This is a genomic window from Marinobacterium stanieri (assembly GCF_900155945.1).
In the GTDB taxonomy this organism is placed as follows: domain Bacteria; phylum Pseudomonadota; class Gammaproteobacteria; order Pseudomonadales; family Balneatricaceae; genus Marinobacterium; species Marinobacterium stanieri.
In genome coordinates, this window is record NZ_FTMN01000004.1 from 118,435 (window position 1) to 139,749 (window position 21,315).

At 55.8% G+C, this 21,315-nt stretch carries 19 protein-coding genes and 3 tRNA genes; 17 read left to right on the forward strand and 5 right to left on the reverse strand.

Going from position 1 to position 21,315, the window contains the following annotated elements; genetic code table 11:
* Positions 1-108 precede the first annotated feature (108 nt).
* From BW956_RS10485 to BW956_RS10495, 3 genes are all read left to right on the forward strand, one after another.
* A tRNA-Asn gene (locus BW956_RS10485) sits at positions 109-184 on the forward strand.
* A gap of 29 nt (positions 185-213) precedes the next feature.
* Positions 214-289 (forward strand) — tRNA-Asn (locus BW956_RS10490).
* A 9-nt stretch (positions 290-298) separates the two neighbouring features.
* Positions 299-375: transfer RNA gene (locus tag BW956_RS10495), tRNA-Pro, on the forward strand.
* A gap of 84 nt (positions 376-459) precedes the next feature.
* Here BW956_RS10495 and BW956_RS10500 read toward each other — a convergent pair.
* A complete protein-coding gene (locus tag BW956_RS10500; RefSeq protein WP_083703030.1) occupies positions 460-681 on the reverse strand; it encodes a DUF1127 domain-containing protein in 222 nt (73 codons plus the stop codon).
* A 148-nt stretch (positions 682-829) separates the two neighbouring features.
* Here BW956_RS10500 and BW956_RS10505 point away from each other — a divergent pair, with 148 nt between their 5' ends.
* Both BW956_RS10505 and BW956_RS10510 read left to right on the forward strand, forming a co-directional pair.
* Positions 830-1,747 (forward strand): LysR family transcriptional regulator, encoded by a 918-nt coding sequence (locus tag BW956_RS10505; protein ID WP_010323865.1) that lies wholly within the window; start codon positions 830-832, stop codon positions 1,745-1,747.
* A gap of 207 nt (positions 1,748-1,954) precedes the next feature.
* The gene (locus tag BW956_RS10510; RefSeq protein WP_076462720.1) at positions 1,955-2,449 is read left to right on the forward strand and encodes a hypothetical protein; all 495 of its coding nucleotides are present in this window, start codon (positions 1,955-1,957) and stop codon (positions 2,447-2,449) included.
* Between the two features lie 134 nt (positions 2,450-2,583).
* Here BW956_RS10510 and BW956_RS10515 read toward each other — a convergent pair whose 3' ends face one another.
* The gene (locus BW956_RS10515) at positions 2,584-2,793 is read right to left on the reverse strand and encodes a hypothetical protein (RefSeq protein ID WP_076462721.1); all 210 of its coding nucleotides are present in this window, start codon (positions 2,791-2,793) and stop codon (positions 2,584-2,586) included.
* Positions 2,794-3,066: 273 nt separating this feature from the next.
* Between BW956_RS10515 and BW956_RS10520 the strand changes: the two genes are divergently transcribed.
* The 3 genes from BW956_RS10520 (at position 3,067) to BW956_RS10530 (ending at position 5,562) form a co-directional block, all read left to right on the forward strand.
* Positions 3,067-4,326, forward strand: coding sequence for a glycosyltransferase (locus tag BW956_RS10520; RefSeq protein ID WP_076462722.1), 1,260 nt, complete (start codon positions 3,067-3,069; stop codon positions 4,324-4,326).
* On the forward strand, positions 4,319-5,092 hold the full coding sequence (locus BW956_RS10525; protein WP_076462723.1) for an ABC transporter ATP-binding protein: 774 nt from the start codon (positions 4,319-4,321) through the stop codon (positions 5,090-5,092). Before BW956_RS10520 ends, BW956_RS10525 begins: the two co-directional genes overlap by 8 nt.
* Before the next feature lie 89 nt (positions 5,093-5,181).
* A complete protein-coding gene (locus BW956_RS10530) occupies positions 5,182-5,562 on the forward strand; it encodes a rhodanese-like domain-containing protein (protein WP_076462724.1) in 381 nt (126 codons plus the stop codon).
* Here BW956_RS10530 and BW956_RS10535 read toward each other — a convergent pair.
* Positions 5,534-6,496, reverse strand: a complete 963-nt coding sequence (locus BW956_RS10535; RefSeq protein ID WP_076462725.1) for a LysR family transcriptional regulator — start codon at positions 6,494-6,496, stop codon at positions 5,534-5,536. The genes BW956_RS10530 and BW956_RS10535 overlap by 29 nt on opposite strands.
* Positions 6,497-6,608: 112 nt before the next feature.
* On the opposite strand from BW956_RS10535, the gene BW956_RS10540 reads away from it, so the two are divergent.
* The 6 genes from BW956_RS10540 to BW956_RS22445 all read left to right on the forward strand — a co-directional run bounded on the left by BW956_RS10540 (position 6,609) and on the right by BW956_RS22445 (position 13,498).
* The gene (locus tag BW956_RS10540) at positions 6,609-7,550 is read left to right on the forward strand and encodes a sodium-dependent bicarbonate transport family permease (RefSeq protein ID WP_010323392.1); all 942 of its coding nucleotides are present in this window, start codon (positions 6,609-6,611) and stop codon (positions 7,548-7,550) included.
* 115 nt (positions 7,551-7,665) lie between these two features.
* Positions 7,666-8,718, forward strand: a complete 1,053-nt coding sequence (locus BW956_RS10545) for a response regulator (protein ID WP_076462726.1) — start codon at positions 7,666-7,668, stop codon at positions 8,716-8,718.
* A complete protein-coding gene (locus BW956_RS10550; protein WP_076462727.1) occupies positions 8,718-11,342 on the forward strand; it encodes an ATP-binding protein in 2,625 nt (874 codons plus the stop codon). The genes BW956_RS10545 and BW956_RS10550 overlap by 1 nt, the downstream gene beginning before the upstream one ends.
* A 70-nt stretch (positions 11,343-11,412) precedes the next feature.
* A complete protein-coding gene (locus BW956_RS10555) occupies positions 11,413-12,921 on the forward strand; it encodes an FAD-binding domain-containing protein (RefSeq protein ID WP_076462728.1) in 1,509 nt (502 codons plus the stop codon).
* A 29-nt stretch (positions 12,922-12,950) separates the two neighbouring features.
* Complete coding sequence (locus BW956_RS10560; RefSeq protein ID WP_076462910.1) at positions 12,951-13,106, forward strand: DUF2256 domain-containing protein; 156 nt, start codon at positions 12,951-12,953, stop codon at positions 13,104-13,106.
* Positions 13,103-13,498 (forward strand): DUF3429 domain-containing protein, encoded by a 396-nt coding sequence (locus BW956_RS22445; protein ID WP_076462729.1) that lies wholly within the window; start codon positions 13,103-13,105, stop codon positions 13,496-13,498. Before BW956_RS10560 ends, BW956_RS22445 begins: the two co-directional genes overlap by 4 nt.
* Here the strand turns inward: BW956_RS22445 and BW956_RS10570 are convergent.
* Together BW956_RS10570 and BW956_RS10575 are read right to left on the reverse strand one after the other, a co-directional pair.
* Complete coding sequence (locus BW956_RS10570) at positions 13,489-14,793, reverse strand: M18 family aminopeptidase (RefSeq protein WP_010323386.1); 1,305 nt, start codon at positions 14,791-14,793, stop codon at positions 13,489-13,491. The genes BW956_RS22445 and BW956_RS10570 overlap by 10 nt on opposite strands.
* Positions 14,793-15,317, reverse strand: a complete 525-nt coding sequence (locus tag BW956_RS10575; protein ID WP_076462730.1) for an FKBP-type peptidyl-prolyl cis-trans isomerase — start codon at positions 15,315-15,317, stop codon at positions 14,793-14,795. The genes BW956_RS10570 and BW956_RS10575 overlap by 1 nt, the downstream gene beginning before the upstream one ends.
* A gap of 184 nt (positions 15,318-15,501) precedes the next feature.
* On the opposite strand from BW956_RS10575, the gene BW956_RS10580 reads away from it, so the two are divergent.
* The 3 genes from BW956_RS10580 (at position 15,502) to rpsA (ending at position 20,259) form a co-directional block, all read left to right on the forward strand.
* Positions 15,502-17,589, forward strand: coding sequence for a carboxy terminal-processing peptidase (locus BW956_RS10580; protein WP_076462731.1), 2,088 nt, complete (start codon positions 15,502-15,504; stop codon positions 17,587-17,589).
* Positions 17,590-17,592: 3 nt separating this feature from the next.
* Complete coding sequence (locus tag BW956_RS10585; protein ID WP_076462732.1) at positions 17,593-18,387, forward strand: hypothetical protein; 795 nt, start codon at positions 17,593-17,595, stop codon at positions 18,385-18,387.
* A 189-nt stretch (positions 18,388-18,576) separates the two neighbouring features.
* Positions 18,577-20,259 carry a 30S ribosomal protein S1 gene (gene rpsA, locus BW956_RS10590; protein ID WP_010323382.1) on the forward strand — a complete coding sequence of 561 codons (1,683 nt, stop codon included), beginning with the start codon at positions 18,577-18,579 and terminating at the stop codon, positions 20,257-20,259.
* The last annotated feature ends 1,056 nt before the right edge of the window (positions 20,260-21,315 follow it).

A 21,315-nucleotide genomic window follows, 5' to 3' on the forward strand; every position in this document is an offset into this window, starting at 1 on the left:
GCCCGAAGCTGTGAAGCTAGATCTTTGATACAACAGGAAAACTTTTTTCACTTTTCGCTTGACGACCTGCGACCTCATCACTAATATACGCCCCCACAGTTCAGGTGTTCCTCGATAGCTCAGTTGGTAGAGCAGTAGACTGTTAATCTATTGGTCGCTGGTTCGAGTCCAGCTCGAGGAGCCAACTGATTGAACTGTGAGAAAATTCGGTTTTCCTCGATAGCTCAGTTGGTAGAGCAGTAGACTGTTAATCTATTGGTCGCTGGTTCGAGTCCAGCTCGAGGAGCCAACCGAAAGTCGGAGCATAGCGCAGCCTGGTAGCGCATCTGGTTTGGGACCAGAGGGTCGGGGGTTCGAATCCCTCTGCTCCGACCATTTTCTCACCCTCCCTTTTCTTGTACTTCCCTGATTCAAACTCCAAGTTTTAGCTGTTGAATATTGCCATCCCTGGCGTTGTGCCTATTCACGCCAAAACGGTTTGTCGTACTCCCGCAAGGCTTCACTTCTACTCAGTCCAATATCTTTCAGCACCGAGTCTGACAGACTTGCCAGCTCATGACGCTGACGATCCCGCTGATACCAAAGCCTTACAAGCCTGCATAGCCGTGCCCACTGCACTTTAAAACCTGGAAATACCCTTTGCTGTTTCGGCGCCTGCGCCATCACCACTGATTTCATCATGTTACCCTCCAAAAGATGTGATATCAGGCTAAGGCGGCGCCCCCGTTGCATCCAATCGTATTTTCGAAAGGTAGTCTTCAGAGATTCCGATGACCCCATAAGGAGAAGCTGTGGTTTAATAAACCCAGCCTGCGAACCTGGAGAAACGATGGAACTCTATCAGCTGAAGACCTTTGTCAAAGTCGCGGATGAGGGAAACCTGACCCGAGCATCCGAGGCCCTCTTCACCAGCCAACCAGCCATTAGTGGCCAGATCAAAGCGCTCGAAGAGGGGCTCGGCATCCAACTGTTTATTCGCAGCTCCAAAGGCATGCTGCTGACACCCGCGGGTCGCAAGCTCTACCAACAGGCACGGGTGACGCTGGATGCCGCCGAACAGATGAAACGCCAGGCTCAATCTCTGCAAAACGAGCTGGTTGGGGAGTTGCGCATTGGTATGCATACCGATTATGACTTTCTGCGTCTCGGCGAGCTGTATCACTCAATATCACGGCAGTATCCGGCTTTGGTATCTCATTTTCTGCAGAGCAGCAGCGCGACGGTTATTCGTGAATTGCGTAACGACCAACTGGATGCCGGCTTCATGTTTGGCCCCTGCCGTGCGGATGACATGGTGCATTACCCACTGGCCAACGTGGAAATGCGTGTCATCGGCCCCAGTGACTGGGCAGATCGCATACATGGCAAAAGCCTGTCAGAGCTGGCGCGATTACCCTGGGTCTACACCACCCCAAACTGTCCATTCTTCCTGCTGTTTGAACAGCTTTTCGATACCGGCGAACAGCCACCGTCAGAAATCGTATGGTGTGATAATGAAGATGCAATCAGAGCATTGATTCGCGCCAACGCAGGCCTGTCACTGGTTAAGGCTGCCGATGCCGAGCGCGCCAGCAATGAAGGTTATGGAGTGATCTGGGAAGGCCAGGTGCCCGAAATTTCGATGAATCTTGTGCTGCATAAACAACGTCAGTACGAACCGGCCCTGGCCGCCCTTATCGAAACCACTCGGAAACTCTGGCAGCAGGAGCAGGTTACTGAAGCGGCGGGAGATGCTCTCATCACATAAACACACCACTATTGAATCACGCTTTATTGAGACTTTAGCCGGTACCCCACCAGCTTCCCACCGTACACAAAACAAACAACTTTCAAACAAACGTTAGCCTGATTGTGCTAGATTAACTTTGTTAGTGGCTGCGCAGGTGCGCCTGATCTCGGATGACCGATCACACACTCGCGCTTTTTTTCAACTCTCAGTTTGAGCGTGATTCGCATGGCCCCTGTCAAATATCTGATCGCAGCCATTGCCTCCATGTACCTGTTGGTGATGGGCACAAGTACACTTATCGACCTCATCAGTGACTCCTCTTCAGTGGAACCACAGGCCGAGTTCGCCTCAGAGAGCTCAGAGTCAGAAGAAGAGCTGCTTAAACAGCTTCTGGCGGGTGCAGACCCCACAGACCTGTTTGAACCCACCGCAGCCGGCAGGCCCGTTGCTCCAGCCTGTTTTAGCGGTGAACTGGAAATAGACGATAGCAACCTGACCAGCCTCAACGGTGCGCGTTTTGTCAGCCAGGACTTTCAGGGCGACACCTATATCACTCTGCTGACATTGCCACCGGTGTATCTGCATCAGACAGAACATCAGGCGGTATCGGCCACGCGAGTCGAAGAGTTACCGGACGGTTTGTACCTACAGGTGGGGCAGGTATTGAATCAAAAGGAAACCTGCGCTGAACGCAGTTTGTACCTGTCACGTATCGATTGATACTAACGTTTAAGTACACCGTTTAAGTACAGATATAAAGCCAGAAAAGGCGGCGAGGATAATAGCAGGCGGGATAGTAGGACGCGTTTGCTTGAAGGATCGTTCTTTACCCGGTCGACAACAGCCTCGACCCGTCAGTGTGCGTGACGGGTAAAGACGTTGTGTACAGCGTGGCTTACACTGCCTGCAGCAGAAACAACAACCTGCTTGACCCAGCTACCTGCGGCATTCAGCATCTCAGCAACATGCTCGGCACGTTCGATTTTGGCGAGGGCGACAGCATCATCTACACCGCTCAGACGCGCCAGTTCAACAGTGCTCAGGCTTTCGTTAGAATTACTCATTTCAACACCTCATTTCGTCCACTTTATCGATTTGTTTCCTGCAGCCCAATCGGGTCTTCGTCAGGAACGGTGTTAGATTAAAGTCCTATTGCCTGTGCATCAAACGATCAATCTTTAACTGATAGATCAGAAAAACTAAACTCTAATTCAACAGACTCACCCCACCCTCACCCCTCTCAAGCCACCTCAAGGCGTACTGACTCGCTGTCGCGCAAAAGCGGATCGGGTTACCATTCAGGCCCCTAACACACTGCTCAGGAACACCGCCTCTCGATGTTGACCGTCCTTGTTATCGGTTATGTGTGGCCAGAACCGGCCTCCAGCGCAGCCGGATACCGCATGCTGTCTCTGCTGGACACCTTTCGCCAGCAGGACTGGCGCGTTATCTATGCCAGCCCAGCAGAGAAAAGTATTCACCGTACGGATTTGCCAGCACGCGGCATCGAAGAGGTTACGATCAGACTGAACTGCGCCAGTTTTGATGACTATATTCGTCAGCTTCAGCCAGATATCGTCATGTTTGACCGTTTCATGATGGAAGAGCAGTTTGCCTGGCGCGTGGAAAAGCATTGCCCTGAAGCTCTCCGTGTTCTGGATACCGAAGACCTCTCCTGCCTGCGCCATGCCCGTCATCAGCAGTTCAAGCAGACCGGCCTTGTCGCCCTGGAGGCAAGCGACAAGCTGCTATTCAGTGAACATGCCAAACGTGAAGTTGCCGCCATCCTGCGCAGCGACCTCAGTTTGATGATATCGCCAGCCGAGATAGAACTATTGCAACGGCGGTTCAACGTCGCGCCTCAGTTGCTGCACGACTGTCCGTTCATGTTGCCAGAGCTGACAGATGCTCAGATATCGCTCTTGCCCCAGCGGGAGCAGCGCCACCACTTTGTGATCATTGGCAACTTCCGCCATGCCCCCAACTGGGATGCCGTACTCTGGCTGAAGCAACAGTTGTGGCCCCTGCTGCACAAGCGACTGCCGGAAGCCGAACTGCATGTCTATGGGGCCTACCCGCCCCCCAAGGCAACACAGCTACACAACCCGGCACAGGGTTTTCTGGTAAAAGGCTGGGCGGAAGATGCCCAAGAGGTGATACGAAGCGCGAGGGTTAACCTGGCCCCCCTGAGGTTTGGTGCAGGGCTGAAAGGCAAACTGGTCGACGCCCTGGCCGCAGGCACGCCTTCAGTCACAACAAGCGTGGGCGCTGAGGGCATGGCCGGCGAAAGCTCCTGGCCACAGCCGGTTGCAGACATCCCCGAACACTTTGTTGAGCAAGCCGTTCAGTTGTACCAGGACGCCTCAACCTGGGCAGACTGCCAACAGCAGGGCTTTAACCTCTACCGACAGCGTTTCAGTTTTGAACAGCATGCAGAAGCTCTGATCCAGCGGTTAACGGCCATTAAAGCCAACCTGCACGCCCAACGTCTCAGCAACTTCACTGGTGCCATGCTGCGTCATCACAGCATGAAGAGCAGCCAGTACATGGCCCAGTGGATCGAAGCCAAAAACCGACGAGAGCCCCCGAATGATTGAGATCCAGGATGTCACCGTTTTTCGCCAGCAAACCAGAGTGCTGGAAAACTTTTCTCTGCAGATCAAAGCCGGTGAAAAAGTTGCCTTGCTCGGCCCCAATGGCGCCGGTAAAAGTACTCTGCTCAAACTGATCTGCCGCGAACTTTACCCGGTTGTTAAACCCGATAGCTTCGTGCGCCTGTACGGCAGCGAACGCGCGCCCATTTGGGAGCTGCGGAGCCAGCTCGGACTGGTATCAGCCGATCTGCAGGACGACTACACCCCCTATACACGGGCCCTGGATGTCGTGGTGTCCGGGTTCTTTGGCAGCATTGGTCGCCATGACCACCTTCAACCGGAGCCTCAGCAGATCGAGACCGCTCAACGCCTGCTGGAAACCGTCGGTATGGCTGAGCAGGCAGAACAGATGTACCAACGCCTCTCAACGGGTCAGAAGCGACGCCTGCTGCTGGCACGTGCACTGGTACATGAGCCCGATGCTCTGATTCTGGACGAACCGGCCAGTGGTCTGGATATGGGCGCCAGTTTTCAGATGCTGCAATTGATGCGCTCTTTTTGCCAGGCCGGCGGCTCCATGCTGATCGCGACCCACCACATTGACGAAATCATTCCTGAGATCGAACGTGTCGTCCTGCTGCAGAATGGAAAAATCCTGGCTGACGGCCCCAAGGCTGAGGTATTGACCGGTGCCAATCTCTCCTCACTTTACAATACAGAGCTTGCCGTTACCGAGCGCAATGGCTGGTACCGCGTATGGCATGAATAAAGAGATCAACCTCTTTGGCTTTATATGTTGAATTTCTAATATAAAACCTTTTACGATGGTGTTTTTATTCTTCAAGCAGGACACTCAGAATGAAAACCGCCCACGATCTGGTTGCCGCCGCCAAACAAGGCATCACCGAAGTCAGTGTTGATAATGCCGATTCCGCCATTCAAAACGCCGACCTGGTGGTCGATGTACGGGAACCGGAGGAATACCATAACGGCCATATTACCGGCGCTATCAATATCCCTCGCGGCCTTCTGGAGTTCAAATTCAGCAACGACGAAGCACTGACATCTCGCGATCTCAATATTGTTCTGTACTGCAAGAACAGCGGGCGTGCTGCTCTAAGCGCCAAGAGCCTGGCCGAGATGGGCTACCTGCACGTGGTCTCGATCACCGGCGGTATTGAAGCCTGGCAGGAAGCGAATAAGCCCGTGGTTAAGCCTTCACTGCCTGATTTTGACTAAGTAGCCCGGCCACTTCATTGCAGATATATTCGGCCGGCAGGCACTGCTCCAGTGCCTCGGCCGCAAACCCCAGAAAGCCCTCCCCGGCATGCGGCAGCCGCCTGTCACGGCGAATGATGAAATGCCAATGACTTTCGATAGGGAAACCGGAAACGGGCAGCACACAAATACCCGGGTGAGCTGTCGGCAACACATGAGCCGACACCACGGCCACCCCCATCCCAGAAGCTACGCCCACTCGAATCGCCTCGTTACTCGCCATCTGCAGCCCTTTTGACCACTGTAATCCACGCCCCTGCAACCAGCTTTCAAACAGCATACGTGTTGCCGACCCTGGCTCACGCTGTAACAGACGCTCATTCAGCAAGGCATCAATGGGAATACTGCTTTCCTGTGCAAGCGGGTGAGTCTCGGGCGCAATCATGACCAGCGGGTTGCGCAAAAACCGCGCTGCCATCACCTGCGCTGAAGACGGGGGATGACTGAAGACATAGATATCATCCATCTGGCGCTCAAACCGTTCCAGCAGCTGCTGACGGTTGCCAATATGCACCGTCATGTCCACGTCTGGAAATGCCTGACTGTACGGCCCCAGCAATCTGGGCAGCACATATTGCGCAGTGTTCACCAGCGCAATGCTGAAACGCCCGCGATGACCGCCTTGAAGCTCGGCCAGATAATCCTGAAAGTCCTCAAAACGCCCGGTCACGTCCAGGGCGGTGCGGTACAGCTCCCGACCGGCATCCGTCAGCTCGGTCGTGCCTGATACTGATGAAAACAGCGGCTCGCCGACGGTCTCAGCCAGGCGTTTTAGCTGCTGTGACACTGTTGGCTGCGTCAAGTGCAGCTGCCGTGCCGCAGCGGTCACGGAGCCTGTTCTGACCACCGTGACATAGACCTCCAGAAGACGAAACGTGAGATGTCGCAAGTTCACAGGCACTCTCCATGGATAATTATCTATGAATAATGCATCAATAATTAATTAGCAACAATGCCTCATCACAAGCACAATCCGTGCCGCTTAAATCAATCAGAGAGGACATTTCATGCCGGATATCGTGGTGATGTTTTTCTTGCTGGGCGTGGTCGCAGGCCTGGTCAAGTCAGACCTTAATATTCCCAAAGCCGCTTACGACACGCTCAGCCTGTTGCTGATGCTGACCATCGGCCTCAAGGGAGGTATGGGGCTCCACGGCAACCTGACTCCGGCGCTGGTTCCTGAACTGCTGCTGGTGATGTCACTGGGTGCCATAATTCCCCTGTTGCTGTTTCCGCTCCTGCGCAAGCTGGTTAACCTGTCACTTGCCGACAGCGCCAGTATCAGTGCCCACTATGGCTCGGTCAGTGCCGGCACCTTCGCTGTTGCTCTGGCCTACGCAGAAAGCCACCAACTGATCACCGGCCCCGAAGTCACCCTCTACCTGGTACTGCTGGAGCTGCCCGCCATCATGGTCGGCCTCGCCCTGTTCCGCCATTTCAATCCGGACAAGGAAATCGCACACTCACGCTTGAGCCTGCTGCATGAAACGCTAACCAACCGTGGCGTTATTCTACTGGCTGGGGGCGTACTCATCGGTTACCTGTATGGCCCCATGAACGGTGCCCCGGTCACAGACCTGTTTACCGGTGCCTTCAAAGCGGTTCTGGCACTCTTCCTGCTGGAGATGGGCCTGGTGGCCGCCGAAACCCTGCGTCCCATTCCCTGGCAGCACTGGCGTCTGCTGGCTTTTGCCACGGTCGCGCCAAGCCTGCTGGCCTGTTTCGGCATTGCTGCCGGCCTGCTGCTTGAGCTGCCGGTCGGAACAACTCTGGTACTGGCCAGCCTTACTGCGAGTGCATCCTATATTGCTGCACCAGCCGCCATCAGGGCCGCCATCCCGCAGGCCAATATCGGACTGGCCATGCTGGCATCACTCGGGTTCACCTTCCCGTTCAATGTCATTGTCGGTATCCCGCTGTATCACCAGTTGATCCAGGCACTTTCCTGAGCACTGGTGAGACGGAGTTAAACCACCATCGACCCACACCACCAGGATCAATATACAAGCGGGATTCCTTATGCAATGCTTGAGGAATACCCGCTTGGACTCCCGGAAGGTGACGATGGAACACATCTCCGAGTTGGCTGTACTGGTCGTCGACGACCAGCCCATCATTAACGAGTTTTACCGCAAGATCCTGGAGCAGCTTGGCTGCAAGTGGATTTTCTCTGCCCTGTCCGGCCAGGATGCGATGAAGCGCCTGGCTGAACGGGGCGATATTAACCTGGTGCTGACCGATATCGATATGCAGCCAGGTAACGGGCTGGAACTGCTACAGGCCATTCGCTGTGGTGATATCGACAACACCCCACGAGACCTCTGCGTGCTGGTCGTCAGCGACTATAACTATCGACACAATGTAATGAAGGCAGTCGGGCTGGACTGTCAGGGCTTTCTCAGCAAGCCTCTCAATGCCGCCGTACTTGCGGAAAAGATCCAGGCCGCACTGCACCGCGCTATCCAGTTGGCAGACCCTGATACCTATCGCGGTATTTCCACCGAGATACGAGTCAATACTGCCACATCTAAAGCCAGTCAAAATCAGCCTTTGCAAGAGTCTGCTGCTGGCACGGCGCCAACCGATACAGAGACTGACGCCGAGCCTCAAACCAGGCAGTCTACAGAGACTAAACCGTTAACCCCGTGTAAGAATGACGCCCCCCCGGATCTGAGCCAGCAAGCCGTGCTGGAGGCGGCGGCCGATAAGCTTCTGCCTGCCGGCATGAAAGACAGCTTCCTGCACTACAAACATGACAGCATCCACGAGATTCTGCAGATGCTGTACAAGATTGGTGATGTGCTTGGCACGGAAGAGCCAGAGACGCTGCAGACACAGATCAAGCAACTGGAACAGCTCAGCTCGGACCTGTTCCAGCAGGAGTACCTGCACCAGCGCGAACATGGCTATCAACCCCTTTCCGCTCATCAGGCAGAACACGGTTTGATTTTGCAACGCACACAGATGCTGACAGGCAAGGTGTTCAGCCAGCTGCCTAACCGCGTCGAGCATCTGCAGAAGGCGCACCAGCAATTACTGGAGGCCTGGCACCGCCACATCAATGGTAAGGACCGCCAGTATGTCGATTACCTGCAAAACCAGATAGGGGTCAGCTGATGTTTGACTGGCAACCCTGGGAAACTCTGGTCGTGCTTGCAACCAGCGTTGTCGCCGCCGCATCGACCGGGTTTGCCCTGTTGAGAACACGCCAGCACCTGAAACAAACCCAACGCCAACAGCAGGTCCTGTCTGCCGTCTCTCGGGTGAACAGTAACTTCCTTCTGCACAAGGACCCCAAGCGACGCTTTGGCGAGCTGCTGGAAACACTGAAGACCCTTACCGGGTCACCTATTGGCCTCATTGGCGAGCGAATGGAAGATGCCGAAGGCAAACCATTCATGCGCTGCTACGCCATCAGCAACCTGAGCTGGGACAGGGACTCAAGAGCCCTCTACGACAACAATATCGAGCAGGGCATCGACTTTCATCAGCTCGACAACCTGTTTGGCCAGACCCTCACCTCCGGTGAAGTGGTGATTAATAATCATTGTGAGTTACGCCCACGGATCACACCGAAGGGGCACCCGGAAATTCTCAGTTTCATCGGCATCCCGCTAACCTTCCATGGAGAAACACTGGGCATGTTCGGGCTTGCCAACGGTCCGACACCCTATACCGATGAATTTGTGGACTGGCTGGAACCACTGACGAACACGATAACGGCCATCATGCATGCCTTTCGCATCGAACGCGCCCAACAAAGTGCCAGTCACCGCATGCTGGCAGCACTGCAAGACGCTGAAGAAGCCAACCAGATCAAAAGCGACTTCCTGGCCACCATGAGCCATGAAATTCGCACCCCTTTGAACGCCGTGGTTGGCATGCTCGACTCACTGGGCAGCACCGAGTCCCTGTCGGCCGTTCAGCGTGACTACCTGCTGACCGCAGAAAATGCCGCTGACACCCTGCTTAGCCTGATCAATGACGTACTCGATTTTTCCAAAATAGAAGCAGGCAAACTGCACCTGGAGAGCAAGCCGGTCAACCTTTGCCAGCAGCTGCACAGCGTTGTTCACCTGGCACATGCCACGCCGGGCGCCAAGGGCATACACCTGTATTTTACGCCCGCTCCCGAAACGCCCCTGGAGGTGCTGGGAGATCCAAACCGCTTGCGCCAGATCATGCACAACCTGGTCAGCAATGCGGTCAAGTTCACCCACGAGGGTCATGTCACCGTCAGCATTCACCCCTGGTTGAATGATGCTGAACACTATCAGGGCCTGCAGCTCGTTGTAGAAGATACGGGTATCGGTATCGCCGAGAGCAACCTGCCCATCATTTTTAACGCGTTCAGACAGGTCGACCATTCATCTACCCGTGAATATCAGGGTACAGGATTAGGCCTGGCCATCAGTCAGCATCTGGCGAAGGCGATGCGCGGCTCCATCGATGTCGTCAGTCGTTATGGTGAGGGGTCAAGGTTTACCCTGTCGTTACCTCTGCAGCACCACGGCAACGCAACGCTCGCCAGCCAACTAGAGCTGCTGCCACTGCACAATTGCCGGGTGCTCTGCGTCACCAACTCACATCAACTTTTTCACTATCTGGCCACACTCCTGTCACCCCATGTGTCCAGTATCGACTGCCACTTCAAGCCACTACTGGAGGATGAAACGGCGGGTGAATACAACCTGTTGCTGGTCGATGATGAACGCTTCCCGATTGATAATGACAGTCTGCGCAGCTGGATTCAGCAGCAATCGGAACAGGGAGAAATTATCGTCTTCAGTAATCGCGACCTGGCCGAGCTGTTTATACCGGTCAGCGCACAACTGCCCCACCCTCTTTCACCACTGGCACTGATCAACACCCTGACGGCCATCTATCGACCTGACTTGCTTCCTGCCCCCTCACCTGACGCGTACGAGCCAACAGATGATGACGCCACATCGATTACAGAGGGCCTCAACATTCTGATTGCAGAAGATAATCCGGTTAACCGCAAGATGATGGAAGTGCTAATGGAACGCGCGGGCGCCGAGTATCACCTTTGCGAGGATGGCCTTGAGGTACTTGAAGCACTGAATTCAGGCCAATCATTTGACCTGGTGTTGATGGATGTCCACATGCCCAACCTGGATGGTCTGGATACGACACGGGCCATTCGCCAGCTGTCAGGCCCCCAGGCAGAGATTCCCATTATCGCCGTTACGGCCGATGCCCTGGCCGGTGACCGCGAAAAATGCCTGGCCGCCGGTATGGATAACTACCTGACGAAACCTGTGCGACTGAGCAAGCTGCAACAGGTGATTGGCCGTACACTGGCCGCCGCTTTCCTCCCGACCGAGGATCGGTTTACGCCCGATGATGGAGCAGACGAAAACCTGGATTTTGACCCTGACACCCTGATTTCGGACCTTGGCAGCGTCGACAATGCCATTCTGCTGATTCACGAGTTTGCCCAAAGCCTGCACAAGGAGCTTGATCTGGTTGAACAGGCACTGCAGCAGGAAAACTTCGACAAGGCTGCGGCTGCGGCCCATCGCCTCAAAGGCAGTGCGCGCTCCCTGCAATGCCAGCAACTGGCCCACCAGCTGGAGAATATTGAACACCACGCCCGCTCACGCCAACCGCACAAGGCCCGGGACCAGTTTGCGGAGCTGGTAACTGAACTGCCAGCACTGGAATTGAAGCTGCTGCACTTCTGCTCCCAGAACCTGCACCGCAATTATCGTGATTAGGTGCTCACCAAGTGCCTGATAAGGCATTTCGAAGTGAACTGCCTTTAGCACTCCATGCGTATTCTGATGCATGAAATCTCAGGTAAATATTGTCTGGTTCAAGCGCGACCTTCGCCTGCATGACCATCCGGCACTGACGGAGGCTGCCCAGCATGGCCCGGTGTTGCCGCTGTTCATTGTTGAACCCGGTTACTGGCAACAACCCGACCATTCCGTTCGCCACTGGCAATTCTGTCACGACAGCCTGCTTGACCTGCAACAGGCACTGGCCCAACAGGGGCTGGCACTGCTGATCCGTGTCGGCGATATCGACCAGGCGCTGGCCGAGCTGAAAAACGTCTTCGGCCACTTCCACCTCTGGTCTCATGAAGAAACCGGCAATGACTGGACCTATCAGCGTGACCGAAATGTGGCGCGCTGGTGCCGTGAGAACGGCATTACCTGGACCGAGCGGCCCCAGAACGGTGTCGTCAGGCGCTTGCGCAACCGTGACCACTGGGCAGACCAGTGGGACCAGCGCATGCAAGCAGCAGCCTTGCCGGTGCCAGCACTACGGGCCGTTGAACCTTTCCCTACCAATGAACACCTGCCCTCAATACCGCCCGGAACCGGTTTTCAGCCGTGTAAGCAGCAACCGGGCGGTCGTGAAGCAGGGCTTCGTTGCCTGAACAGTTTTTTGAGCAGCCGCGGACGTGATTACCGCTTTGCCATGTCCAGCCCCAACACTGCTTATGCAGCCTGCTCCCGCCTGTCGCCACACCTGTGCTGGGGCAGTCTATCAGTGCGGGAAGTTTACCAGGCCGCCCTGCAGGCTCTGGAGCATGCCCTGACAGCGGCCTGGAAGCGATCGTTGCGCAGTTTTATAAGCCGGCTGTACTGGCACTGCCATTTTATGCAAAAGCTGGAAGACCGACCCGACCTGGAGTGGGCGCCGATCCATCCGCTATTTGCCGAGCTCGATAGGCAGCATGATACGGAGCGACTTGAGCGTTGGGCGAGCGGCATGACCGGCTGGCCTTTTGTGGATGCCTGTATGCGGGCCCTCAACAGCCGTGGCTGGATCAATTTCCGCATGCGCGCCATGCTCACGTCGGTGGCCAGCTACCAGCTTTGGCTGCCCTGGCAGGAAAGTGGCCAGATACTGGCACGTACCTTTATCGATTATGAGCCCGGTATTCACTGGTCACAGATTCAGATGCAATCCGGTACTACCGGCATCAACGCGCTTCGGGTCTACAACCCGCTCAAGCAGGGGTTGGACCTTGACCCCGAAGGACAGTTTATTCGCCGCTGGGTACCGGAACTGGCCGATGCTCCCTTATCAGCGCTGCACGAGCCCCGTCTGCTCAAGCACAGCCAATACCCCACCCCACTGGTGGACCTGAGCCTTTCAGCACGCAGCGCCAAACAGAAAATCGCCAGCATTCACCACCACCCTCGATTCAAGGAGCTCAGCCGGGATGTTTATGTTCAACTTGGAAGCCGCAAACGCAGCAAAGGCACCAAAGGGCGCACCGCCAAACGCAGGCAAATGGCCCCAGCAAAGGCTCCAGGCCCGCAAATGAATCTCTGGGATTGAACACACATCTGGAGCCAGCAATGCCCCGTATGAAACGCAAAGGCGATCTCCCCGAAAAAATATGCCCGGCGTGCCAGCGCCCGTTCAGCTGGCGGCGCAAATGGGCTCAATGCTGGGAGGAAGTTCGCTATTGTTCGCAGCGCTGTCGCAGTATGCGGCAGCCCAAAGGAGATTCGGCATCATGATTCGTACCGCACACTGGCTGGGATACGCCGGTTTGATCCCCTTTATTGGCCTGACACTTGGCAAGGAGCTCTCACCCCTGACGGCCGTTGCCTTCAGCACCTACAGTGCCATCATTCTGTCGTTTCTGGGCGGGATACACTGGGGCGTGGCACTCAGCAAACCGCAGTGGAGCACTCCCACACGTTTGTGCCTGTGCATGCTACCCAGCTTGCTGGGCTGGATGGCGCTGCTGCTGCCAATGAGCGGAGCACTGACCCTGCTGATCGGGAGCTATCTGATCTGGTGGCTGTGGGACCGTACCCAGCTGGATCAACCAGACTACCGCCGCCTGCGATTGCAACTGACGGCGGTAGTGGTGATCTGTCATCTGATCTGGCTGATTCAGACCTGATCAGTCAGCATGAAGCCTTGGAGTACCTTATACAGGCCGTGGGCGTCCTGGCTGCCGGCCAGTTCTCGAATGGAGTGCATGCCAAACTGAGGCACACCAATATCCAGGGTCTTTACACCCAATTCGGCAGCAGTGATCGGTCCGATGGTGCTGCCGCAAGCCATATCAGTGCGCACGACAAAACTCTGCACCGGCACCTCAGCCGCTTCTGCCAGATGACGGAACAGAGCACTGGTCTCGCTATTGCTGGCATAGCGCTGGTTGGCGTTAATCTTGATGACCGGGCCGGCGTTGAGCAAGGGTCCGTGGTTGCCATCGTGTTTATCACTGAAGTTGGGGTGCACGCCATGGGCGTTATCTGCCGAGATCAGCATGGAGCGCGCCAGTGAACGGTTGCGCTGGTCTGAATCCGGCATTACCCGCTCCAGCCACTGACTCAGCATGGGGCCCTGAGCACCGCAGGCACTCATGCTGCCCACTTCTTCGTGGTCGTTACATACCAGCACCTGCCCCGCAGAGACTTCTTCGGTATCGATCAGCGCCTGCAGGCCGATGTAACAACTGAGCAAATTATCCAGACGCGCAGACGCCAAAAACTCCTCGTTCAAGCCGACCGTTGCAGCCCCCTGGGTATCGTAGAAGCAGAGCTCGTAATCCAGCACTGTATCCACATCCACGACGCCCTGTGCGGCCAGTCGCTCCTTGAGCAGGAGACGAAAATCCGGTTTTTCATCCGTTTGCCCCATCACCACCGGCAGGTAGGTCTGGGCATTGATACTGCGGCTGGAGTTCGCTTCACGGTCCAGATGTATCGCCAGGCTGGGCAATACAGCCACGGGCTGGGCAAAGTCGATCAGCTCACTGCAGATACGGCCAGTGTTATCGCGGTAACTGATGCGACCAGCCAGAGACAAATCACGGTCAAACCAGGGGTTCAGCAACACCCCGCCGTAGACTTCAACGCCCAACTGAAAATAGCCCTGACGGTGCAGCTCCGGGCTGGGCTTGACCTTCAGGCAGGGTGAGTCGGTATGTGCACCGACCAGACGCCAGCCCTGTTCCAGAGCGGCTTCGGCAGCGGGTTGACGCCAGGCAATGATCGAAGAGCCATTGCGGCAGGTGTAGTAGCCCTTGCCCGCTTCCAGCGCCCAGTCATCGGCCTCGTTCAGCTCGGTAAAACCGGCCATTCGCAGCCGCTCGGACATGGCTTCAACCGCATGAAACGGCGTTGGCGCGCTATCCAGAAAGGATTTCAGCCCGGCATTGAAGGCATCCATTGAGATCAGCGTATTCATTATTCAGTCTCCTCATTGGCCAGGACTTCAATCAGTTCAACCTTGAAAATCAACGATGAGTTGGCCGGAATATCCGGTGACGGACTGGTTGCACCGTAAGCCAGCTCGGGGGGCATATACAGCATGGCAGTGCCGCCCTCATGCATTTTGATCAGCCCCTGACGAAATCCGCGTACGACCTGCTTAAGCGGGAAACGCGCGGGCTTGTCACGCTCATAGGAACTGTCGAAAACATGCCCATCAACAAGGCGCCCTTCATAGTGCACCAGCACCGTATCCGCTGCAGTGGGGCTCTCGCCCTCCCCTTTCACCAGAAGTTCAATCTGCAAACCGCTATCCAGTACGCTCACTTCGGCACGCTTGGCATTTTCCGCCAGATAGGCGTCACCGGCCTTGCGGGTATCATCGTTCAACGCCTGCTCCAGCAGTTCACGCTGACGCTTTTCCTGTTCCGGGTCCGGGCCACATCCGGCCAGCACACTGACACTGGTCAGAACAACCAGGATTGTTTTGCAGATCTGCATCCGTGATAACTCCGTAATCGCTGTAAGTGGGTGATTTTACATTACCTTGTGCGATGACTACACTCAGATGGCTGTAGCTGACGGAACTCAACGCGTGGAGCTCTGTCCCAATACTTACCGATGACGACACAGGGAGCCTGACGTATCGGTTTGCTCCAGCCACACGATCGGAGATCTGCGCCCCATGTCCAAGCTTTTTCATTCAGCCGCCGCCCTGTCACTGGTTGTTTCATTACAGGCGAATGCGGCCCTTGCCACGCTGTCGCCGGAGCCGGTGCACAGTCAAACCCTGATGGATGTTGTCAGTGCACTGCAGGAAGGTCACTACAGTGAGGTCGACTTCAACGACCAGCTGTCCAGTGCCGTTCTTGATCAGTATCTGGCCTCGCTGGACCCGGAACGAAGCTTCTTCCTGGCCAGTGATATTGAAGAGTTTGAACAGTATCGCAATGAACTGGATGACCAGATTCTGGACGGTCAGACCCAGGCTGCCTTCACCATTTTCAATCGCTACCAGCAGCGCCGCAGCGAGCGACTGGACTACATCCTGAGTCAGCTGGACACTCGTGAGTGGGACTTCAGCCGCGAAGAACACCTCAACACCAATCGCGAAGAAGCGCCCTGGGCAACCAGCACGGAAGACCTGGATGAGCTCTGGCGCAAACGCCTCAAAAGCGCCGTACTCAGCCTGAAGCTCGCTGACAAAACGGTCGATGAGGCACGGGAAATTCTGCGCAAGCGCTACACCAATCAGCTCAAGCGTATGGAGCAGGCCAAGAACGACGATGTCTTTGAAAGCTTCGTCAATGCACTGACCCATGAATTCGATCCCCACACCCAGTACTACTCGCCCCGCGGCTCCGAAAACTTCCAGATCAATATGAGCCTGTCACTGGAAGGCATTGGCGCTGTCCTACAGGCGGAAAATGACCAGACCAAGGTCGTGCGTCTGGTTCCGGCCGGCCCTGCCGACAAGGCAGGTCAGCTGCAACCGGCCGACGTGATTGTCGGGGTTGGCCAGGGCAAAGAAGGCGAGATTGAAGACGTAGTCGGCATGCGTCTGGATGACGTGGTCAGCAAAATACGCGGCCCTAAAGACAGCGTGGTACGACTGGAAATCATCCCCGCCGATGCCGTTGACCGCCAGACCCGCAAGGTGATCGAGATCACCCGCAACAAGGTCAAGCTGGAAGAGCAGGCTGCCCGCAAGCGTATTCTTGAAGTGGAACGTGACGGCAAGCCCTACAAGTTGGGCGTGATTGAGGTGCCGACCTTCTACATCGACTTTGCAGCCCTGCAGAACGGTGATCCGAACTACAAAAGCACCACCCGTGATGTGGAAAAGCTGATCCACGAACTGCGTGAAGAAGACATTGACGGCCTGATCGTCGACCTGCGTAATAACGGTGGCGGCTCCCTGCGTGAAGCCAACGAGCTGATCGGCCTGTTTATTCAGCGCGGCCCCACAGTCCAGATCCGCGACGCCTCCGGTCGCGTCGACATTCTGGGCGACTTCGATCCCAAAGTGGTCTGGAACGGCCCCATGGCGGTAATGGTGAACCGCTTGAGCGCATCGGCGTCGGAAATCTTTGCCGGTGCCATCCAGGATTACAACCGCGGCATCATTGTCGGCAACCGTACCTTCGGCAAGGGTACGGTGCAGACCCTGCAGCCGATTGACCACGGCCAGGTCAAGCTGACTCATGCCAAGTTCTATCGTATCTCGGGCGACAGCACCCAGCATCGCGGTGTCGAGCCGGACATCACCTTCCCGTCGCTGTTTTCCGTGGAAGATATTGGCGAAAGCTCGCTGGACAAGGCCCTGCCCTGGGACAAGGTGCGCCCGGTACGCCATGGCCGTTTCCCAAGCCTGAGTCCGTTCATGAAAGCCCTGCTGCAACGCCATGAAGCCCGCACTGCCGATGCGCCCGACTTTGTCTTCATGCGCAAGCAGGTAGAGCACTTCCGTGACCGCAAGGCTGACGATCTGGTCACTCTGAGCGAGCAAATGCTGCGCAGCGAGAAGGAAGAAAACGAAGCCTGGATGCTCAGTGTCGAGAACGAACGCCGCAAAGGCCTGGGCCTGCCGGTTGTCAGCGACCTGAACCAGGCCGACGATGACCTGCCCAAGGATGAACAGGGTCGACCGATCAATCCGGAAGCCGAAGCCATTCTGGCGGAAAGCGGTGAAATTCTGGTCGACCTGATCGACCTGACGCTGAGCCACACGGCGGCCAACGAAGCGCAAACACAGACATCTGACAGGGACTAACGGATGAAACTGGGCAAGGTCAGCCTGCTGTTACTGATCCTGATTCCGCTGGCACTGGCCATTGGCAGTGTTGCAACCTTTTTCGTGTACGAGCGGATGCAGGATCAGCATCAGGTCAACCTGGCTGACCTTGAAAAGTTCGGTTACGAGATGGTGCCCAGCCAAACCTATACCGAAAGCACCGGTGAGCTGGGCGCCCAGCAGCTGCCTGCCACCTTCGCCGAGAAAAAACTGACGCCCACCGAACGTGTCATTCGTGGCCTGATGCAGGACAAGGAAAACCTGCTGGCCGAACAGCAGGCGCTCAAGGACCAGATCAGCGCCTTGCATGATCAAATTGACGAACTCAAGCAGTACAAGGAGCTCAATCAGCACTTTGCCCCGGAAACCTTTGAGCAGGAGCTCAAGCGTACCAAGGCTCAGTTGAAAGCGACCCTCCTGCGCCTGCCTGAAACCGAGCGCTACTCCAACATCCAGGTGGAGATCATGGCCGCAGCCGGCATGCAGGAATATCAGCGCTTCGTGCGCGCCAACCGCCTGATGCTGGACCAGGAACAGCGCGGCGAAATCATCAAGGACCACCTGCCGGGCTACGCCTTCTGTATCGGCAATGCCGTGGAACTGGCCGCCAACAACCTGGATGAGTTGCGCCTGCTGATAAACTGGTTCAACGACCCCGACGCTGTCCGCTTGCCCGGCATGCTGGCCGCCGATCTGGACAAACTGCTGCCCGCCTGCCAGCAACCCCTTCGCCAGGCTCTGGATACAACCCTTCCTGCGCTTGACACTGCCGGATAAATTTATCCATCTACTGGCGTGACTGGCCATACACCTGTATAATTTTGCAACTTTACATTTCCCGCGCCGGGTGCACATAGCCAGCCCAGTGCTCCACAGTGCGGATATCGACAACCGACCCTGTATAGCTGGCATACAGGCTGGAAGCTGCCTCATTGTCTACGGGCAGCGACAATATAGGATACTTTCATGAGCGAAAGCTTTGCTGATCTGTTTGAAGAATCCCTACAAGACATTGCCATGACTCCGGGCACCCTGGTAATGGGTGAAGTTGTCGACATCGACAGCGACTGGGTTACTGTCAATGCTGGCCTGAAATCTGAAGCGGTTATCCCCCGCGCTCAGTTCCTGAACGACAACAACGAACTGGAAATCCAGGTCGGTGATTCTGTCAAGGTCGCACTGGAAGCAGTTGAAGACGGTTTCGGTGAAACTCGTCTGTCCCGTGAAAAAGCCAAGCGTGCTGAAGCCTGGGAAGTTCTGCAGGCGAAATTCGACGCAGAAGAAACCGTTAAAGGTTACATTTCTGGCAAGGTCAAAGGCGGTTTCACCGTCAGCATCAACAACATTCAGGGCTTCCTGCCGGGCTCCCTGGTTGATGTTCGTCCGGTACGTGACGTTGATCACCTGGAAGGCAAAGAGCTTGAATTCAAACTGATCAAGCTGGATCCGAAGCGCAACAACATCGTTGTGTCTCGTCGTGCCGTTCTGCAAGAAGCTAACAGCGCTCAGCGTGAAGAGCTGCTGGCTACTCTGGAAGAAGGTCAGATCGTTAAGGGTTACGTTAAGAACCTGACCAACTACGGTGCGTTCATCGATCTGGGTGGCGTTGACGGCCTGCTGCACATCACCGACATGGCGTGGAAGCGTATCTCTCACCCGAGCGAAATGCTGAACCCGGGCGATGAGATCTCCGTCAAGATCATCAAGTTCGACAAAGAGACCAACCGTATCTCCCTCGGCCTGAAACAGCTGAGCGAAGATCCGTGGGACGACATCAAAGATCGTTACCCGGCCGGTACCAAGGTTGCTGCTCGCGTCACTAACCTGACTGACTACGGCTGCTTCGCATCTATCGAAGACGGCGTTGAAGGTCTGGTACACGTGTCCGAAATGTCCTGGACCAACAAGAACATCCACCCGTCCAAGATTGTAAACATCGGCGACGAAGTGGAAGTGATGATCCTGGACGTCGACGAAGAGCGTCGTCGTATCTCCCTGGGTATCAAGCAGTGCACTGCTAACCCGTGGGTATCCTTCTCCGAGCAGAATGCTGCCAACGACAAAGTCAGCGGTACTATCAAGACCATCACTGACTTCGGTATCTTCGTTGGTCTGGACAACGACCTCGACGGTCTGGTTCACATGTCCGACATCTCTTGGGAAGCCGATCCGGAAACTGCTCTGCGTCAGTTCAAGAAAGGTGACGAAGTTGAAGCCGTCATCCTGTCTATCGACGCCGAGAAAGAGCGTATCTCCCTGGGCATCAAGCAGCTGGAAAGCGATCCGTTCGCAGAATACCTGGCCGCTAACGACAAGGGCAGCATCGTAACCGGTACTGTTAAGAGCGTTGAGCCGAAAGCCGCTATCGTTGAGCTGGCTGAAGGCATCGAAGCGACTCTGAAAGCTTCCGAGATCGCAGCTGAGCGCGTTGACGACGCTACCACCGTTCTGAACGTTGGTGACTCTGTCGAAGCCAAGATCACTGGCGCTGACCGTCGCAACCGCGTTATCAACCTGTCTATCCGTGCGAAAGACCAGGCTGACGAAAAAGCTGCCATTAGCGCTGTTCGCAACCAGGAAGTTGACGTTCCGGGTCCGACCACTATCGGTGATCTGATCAAGCAGCAGATGGCCAACCAGAACAACTGATTTTCCTCTTCAGTTGATCTTCCAGGGGATGCCTAAGGGCATCCCCTTTTTTGTGCCTGAAACAGCGCACCTCGGCACCACTGCCTGGCATTGCATGCTAGCCCGAGTATTCGCTCGCGGAGCGAGCTCCCACAATACTTAGCAGCTCTGCAACCAACGCCCCACCACCTGTGGGACCGCGCTCCGCACGGGAAGCGCCTCCCTGCCAGAACATCCCTATTCCACCACCGACAACCACTCTGCCCATTCACCAACAGAGTGAGCCCACACAAGCCTCAGAAACTCTGCAGCCAACGCCCCACCACCTGTGGGACCGCGCTCCGCGCGGGAAAGCCTCACTGCCAGAAAATTCCTACTCTGCCACAGACTAGCACTCTGCCCATCCACCAACAGAGTGAGCCCACACAAGCCTCAGAAACTCTGTAGCCAACGCCCCACCACCTGTGGGACCGCGCTCCGCGCGGGAAGACCTCCCTGCCAGAACATCCCTATTCCACCACCGACAACCACTCTGCCCATTCGCACACAGAGTAAGCTCCCACAATACCTAGCAGCCTGCAGCCAACGCCCCACCACCTGTGGGACCGCGCTCCGCGCGGGAAAGCCTCACTGCCAGAAAATTCCTACTCTGCCACAGACTACCACTCTCACCATTCGCTCACAGAGTGAGCTCCTACAAGCCCTAACAGCCTGTAGCTAACGCCTACACCACCTGTGGGACCGCGCTCCGCGCGGGAAACTTTCACTGCCAGAGCATTCCTATACAGCCGCCCAAAACGCAAAGAGGCCGCTCATTTGCATGAGCGGCCTCAACCGTCTTTGCTTACAAACTCTGTTAAAAACACTGCCGTCTCGAGACACCTCCCGCGCAGAACGCCTGTATCAAACCTGCCTTAGTACCCCGCTACTGGTATTCGGGCAGCTACAAAATTGCTTAACACGTTAAATTTAAACCAGACACTGAAAAATCAAAAATTGATATTTTTTCTATCTGGCATAAGTAATTACTTATAGTTAATCTCGCTCAGCCAGACCGTTTAAAACTGTCCGACTGAG